Consider the following 4,112-nt stretch of genomic DNA (forward strand, 5'->3'; position numbering starts at 1 on the left):
CCCCAGCAGATCCACGGCCAGCCTCGGGACATACTTCCCAAACAGGCCCTAGACCGCCTTCGGCTTCTTCGGGGCTGTTTCGGAGACGGCGTCGTGAACGAGGGTCTGGCGGTGCGGTGGCCGGCGTACTACGTCCGAGCCGTGCATCGTGTGCAACACGGGCGCGGACCAGGGACCGGCAGGCTGCCTAAAGATGCTGGTGAGAAGCCCAAGGCCTGCCCAAGGACGATCGGTACCACCCCTTGGTTGTACATATCAAGCGACGGAAGACGCGGCTAACCGGCGTCTACCTGAATCACGGATGGTGCGACTCCGGTCGATGGTGGGTGAGGAGGCACTACCGGGGCTGGGGTGAGCTGATGTCCATTTTGCGGATCTCCGTGGCGTGGACGGCGTAGATGAAAGGGCCTGCTTCGGTGCAGGCGGTCGTGATCGCGGGCAGGTTCGAGAGCAGCCACTGTGCCATCGCAGCACCCGGTAAGTCCTGCCGGGTTATGTAGAAGCATCGCGCGTGATGTGTCAGGACGGCTTCCTGTTCGGCGGGGCGGTAGCGGATACGCGCGTCCTTCATGAACACGACCCAGCCGAGGCGGGCCGTGTCCTCGATCCAGGTGACGTCCGCGATGTCCTCGTCCTGTGGGATGCCGTAGTGCTCGGCGAGCGTGATCAGCCGTAGCCCGGCGTCTCGGAGTAACCGGGGGACGGCGATGCGGCCGAGGCTGCGGTCGATGAAGACGTGCGGAAGCCCGGCAGGGTGGCGATCTGTCGAGTCATCAGGCGGCGATTTTGCTTGCGACACGGACGGCGCCTTCAAGATCAGAGAGAGGCACGCCGAATTCCTCCGCCACCTCGGCGAGTGCTTCGCCGGCGTGGAAGCGGCCCAGGGCGTCTTCGACGCGGGCGCCGCCGTGAGTGAAGATCGGCTGGCCGAAGCCACGGTGGGGATCGACGATGACGGAGCCGGGCTCGTACCGCGGTAGCCGGATGAGCCGGGGGTAGCCGTCCGAGGCGAACTCCACCAGCCGGAGGTAGGACTCGACGATCTCCCCGAACACCCGCTGCCCGTTGCGCACCACGACTAGTTCCCGGGCTCCACGTGCTTCGGGCGTGTCGCCCTGCCTCTCGGCGAAGTCGTAGAGAACCTCGGCACCGTCGGTGTACAGGGCGCGTGAGGCGAGGACGTGCTCGATCCCCAACTGCTCGGACAGGAGGGCCAACGCGGGGCGGATCCGCTGTAGCGGCACTCCAGCGGCTCGGATGGCTGCCAGGATCATCCCCTCGGCAAGCCCGATGAACGGCACGACGGCCGTGCCATGGCGCTGACGGGGCAGCACGGTGACGATCGGCTCACCATGGACCGGGGCGTGGCCCGGTGCGTGCCTGGTGTAGCCGTAGGCCCAGGTCGCGAAGGTCGACGTCGGCACGCCCAGGTGCCGGCCCGCCTCGGCGACGCTGTACAGGGGCAGGTCGAAACGGCCGCGATCCTGAATCATCGCGCCTCCTCTCAAGCCTGCTGGATCCGAAGGTCCTGCCGCGCAACACCATGATCATAGCCCCTTGCTGGCTCGACGACGCCGGGGAGGAGGCCACGGCGAGCCGTGCTACCGCAGTTTCTCTGGAGCTGGATCGGGTCGGTGACGGTCCGGCGGTGCGGTGGTCGGTGTACGGCGTCCGAGCCGTGCGGCATGTGCAACTCGGGTGCGGACCAGGGACCGGTCCGATTGCCCAAAGACGCTGGTCAGAAGCCTGGAGTCTCTGCGAATACGACTGGGTCGTTGTCGACATAGAGAATCCGTGACTCGGGTGCGACCCCTTGGGCGACCTCATGCAGATTCGGGGGTGGCAGTCCCGTTTCGATGCCCAGGAACTGTCGGATGCCGTGTTCCGCCGCCAGTAGGCGGGCCACTCAGGCCCGCGTGTGCCCCCGAGCGGAACGGGAGCACCTGGGTCGTGATCCCGGGACGGCGGGACACGTCGATCAGGTGGGCGAGTTGGGCGCGCGCCACCTCGGGTCCGCCGACCATGCGGCGCACTGCGGCTTCGTCAAGGATCGCCCAGAGCTGCGGTGGCGGATCGGTGGTCAAGATGGGGTTCTTCCGTTCGACGACCGCCGGCCCGGTGAGCTCGGAGCAGTCGAAATGATCATTGGCTGGAGTGGGTCGTGTGGGCGGCGCACCGGGCACCATCAGGGCAAGCACCATCAGGGCAAGCAGCACCAGGGCAACGTCGTCGTCTTCCTTGTAGCCCTTGCTGTAGTCCTCGCTCATCGAGATCGGGCCGACCGGCGGTGGATCGCCGAACGCCGGGGCCTGGGAGGGGTCGGGGCCTGGGAGGGACAGCGGCCGACCGACGGCCGCAGGTGTCCGGGGGAGGACCGGGCGCACGAGCCGCCGTCGGTGGGCGGCCGGGGCAGACCCCCGTCCACCGGCGGCTTCCAGCGGTGGCTTCCAGCGATGGTGGCGGGTCGGTCAACAACGGACCACGGACCGCGGAGGGGGACGCGGCGTGCTACCGGACACGTGGAGCGCGGGAGGCGGGGCCGACCTGCGAGGATCGTGGGCATGGTGGTTCCGTCTGCCGCGCCGGCATCCGAGGAGCTGTTCCGGCGCGCCGAGCGTGTTGTTCCTGGTGGGGTCAATTCTCCGGTCCGAGCCTTCCGTGCCGTCGGCGGCACGCCGCGCTTCATGGTGGCGGGCAACGGCCCCTATCTGACCGATGCGGACGGGCGTACCTACGTCGACCTGGTGTGCTCGTGGGGGCCGATGATCCTCGGCCATGCCCATCCGGCCGTCGTCGAGGCGGTGTCGCGCGCCGTCTCGGCCGGCACCAGCTTCGGCACCCCCACTCCGGGGGAGGTGGAGCTCGCGGAGCTGATCGTCGACCGGGTCGGCCCGGTCGAGAAGGTACGCCTGGTCAACTCCGGCACCGAGGCGACGATGAGCGCCGTGCGGCTGGCCCGGGGTTTCACCGGCCGGTCGAGCATCATCAAGTTCGCCGGCTGCTACCACGGGCACGTCGACGCGCTGCTCGCCTCCGCCGGTTCCGGAGTGGCGACCCTCGGGTTGCCGGACACCCCGGGAGTCACCGGCGCCGCCACCGCGGACACCATCGTCCTGCCCTACAACGATCTCGCGCTGGTCGAGGCGGTCTTCGCCGAGCGCGGTGAGACGATCGCGGCGGTCATCACGGAGGCCGCCGCCGCCAACATGGGGGTCGTCCCGCCGCTGCCCGGCTTCAACGCCGGGTTGCGCCGGCTGTGCGACATCCACGGCGCGCTGCTCATCCTCGACGAGGTGATGACCGGGTTCCGCATCTCACGCGCCGGCTGGTGGGGCAATGAGGGGGCGATCGAGGACTGGTCGCCGGACCTGTTCACCTTCGGCAAGGTGATGGGCGGCGGGCTGCCCGCGGCGGCCTTCGGCGGGCGGGCGGACGTGATGGCCAGGCTCGCACCCGCCGGCCCGGTGTACCAGGCGGGCACGTTGTCGGGTAACCCGATCGCCGTCGCCGCCGGACTCGCCACTCTGCGGGCCTGCACCGACGAGGTCTACGCCACTGTCGACACCCGCGCCGCCGACGTGGCCGGGATCGTCTCGACCGCGTTGACCGAGGAGGGCGTGGCCCACCTGCCGAGCAGCGCCGGATCGCTGTTCAGCTTCTTCTTCACCGACGCCGCCACCGTGGTCGACTACGCCGGTGCCCAGGCGCAGAACACCGCCCGGTACGCGGCGTTCTTCCACAGCATGCTCGACGCCGGGATCTACCTGCCGCCGTCGGCGTTCGAGGCGTGGTTCGTCTCGGCCGCGCATGACGACGAGACGGTGGAGCGGATCGCCGCGGCGGCGCCGGCGGCCGCACGTGCCGCCGCGGCGGTACCCGAACCGGTGACCGTCTCCGCCTCTCCCGAGGGGCGGGCATGACGGAGCCGGCTCCGTTGACCCGGGTGCATCTGGTCCGCCACGGCGAGGTCTTCAACCCGGAGAAGATCCTCTACGGCCGGCTGCCGGGGTTCCGGTTGTCCGACAAGGGCCAGCAGCAGGCGAAAGTCACCGCGGAGTTCCTTGCGGAGCTGGACGTCGCGGCCGTGGTCGCGAGTCCGCTGGATCGTGCTC

The 4,112-nt window shown here is 69.4% G+C and carries 4 protein-coding genes and 2 pseudogenes; 2 read left to right on the plus strand and 4 right to left on the minus strand.

Annotation, left to right across the window (positions count from 1 at the left end):
- Positions 1-337: 337 nt before the first annotated feature.
- The 4 genes and pseudogenes from ACY45C_RS16375 to ACY45C_RS16390 all read right to left on the minus strand — a co-directional run.
- The gene (locus ACY45C_RS16375; RefSeq protein WP_462188447.1) at positions 338-799 is read right to left on the minus strand and encodes a PIN-like domain-containing protein; all 462 of its coding nucleotides are present in this window, start codon (positions 797-799) and stop codon (positions 338-340) included.
- On the minus strand, positions 774-1,493 hold the full coding sequence (locus ACY45C_RS16380) for a DUF433 domain-containing protein (RefSeq protein ID WP_462188448.1): 720 nt from the start codon (positions 1,491-1,493) through the stop codon (positions 774-776). Before ACY45C_RS16380 ends, ACY45C_RS16375 begins: the two co-directional genes overlap by 26 nt.
- A 263-nt stretch (positions 1,494-1,756) precedes the next feature.
- Positions 1,757-1,900 (minus strand): annotated as a pseudogene (locus ACY45C_RS16385) (SAM-dependent methyltransferase); the annotation flags it as partial.
- A gap of 58 nt (positions 1,901-1,958) precedes the next feature.
- A pseudogene (locus tag ACY45C_RS16390) lies at positions 1,959-2,267 on the minus strand (Scr1 family TA system antitoxin-like transcriptional regulator); the annotation flags it as partial.
- A gap of 294 nt (positions 2,268-2,561) precedes the next feature.
- Between ACY45C_RS16390 and hemL the strand changes: the two are divergent.
- Complete coding sequence (gene hemL, locus ACY45C_RS16395) at positions 2,562-3,920, plus strand: glutamate-1-semialdehyde 2,1-aminomutase (RefSeq protein WP_462188449.1); 1,359 nt, start codon at positions 2,562-2,564, stop codon at positions 3,918-3,920.
- On the plus strand, positions 3,917-4,112 hold a 196-nt coding region (locus tag ACY45C_RS16400), incomplete at its 3' end, for a histidine phosphatase family protein (protein ID WP_462188450.1). The genes hemL and ACY45C_RS16400, both read left to right, overlap by 4 nt.

This window comes from Frankia sp. CcWB2 (genome assembly GCF_977927585.1).

Excerpts from the sequence above, each read along its gene's own strand:
- hemL (WP_462188449.1), top strand. The coding sequence starts at position 2,562 with ATGGTGGTTCCGTCTGCCGCGCCGGCATCCGAGGAGCTGTTCCGGCGC.
- ACY45C_RS16380 (WP_462188448.1), bottom strand. The coding sequence starts at position 1,493 with ATGATTCAGGATCGCGGCCGTTTCGACCTGCCCCTGTACAGCGTCGCC.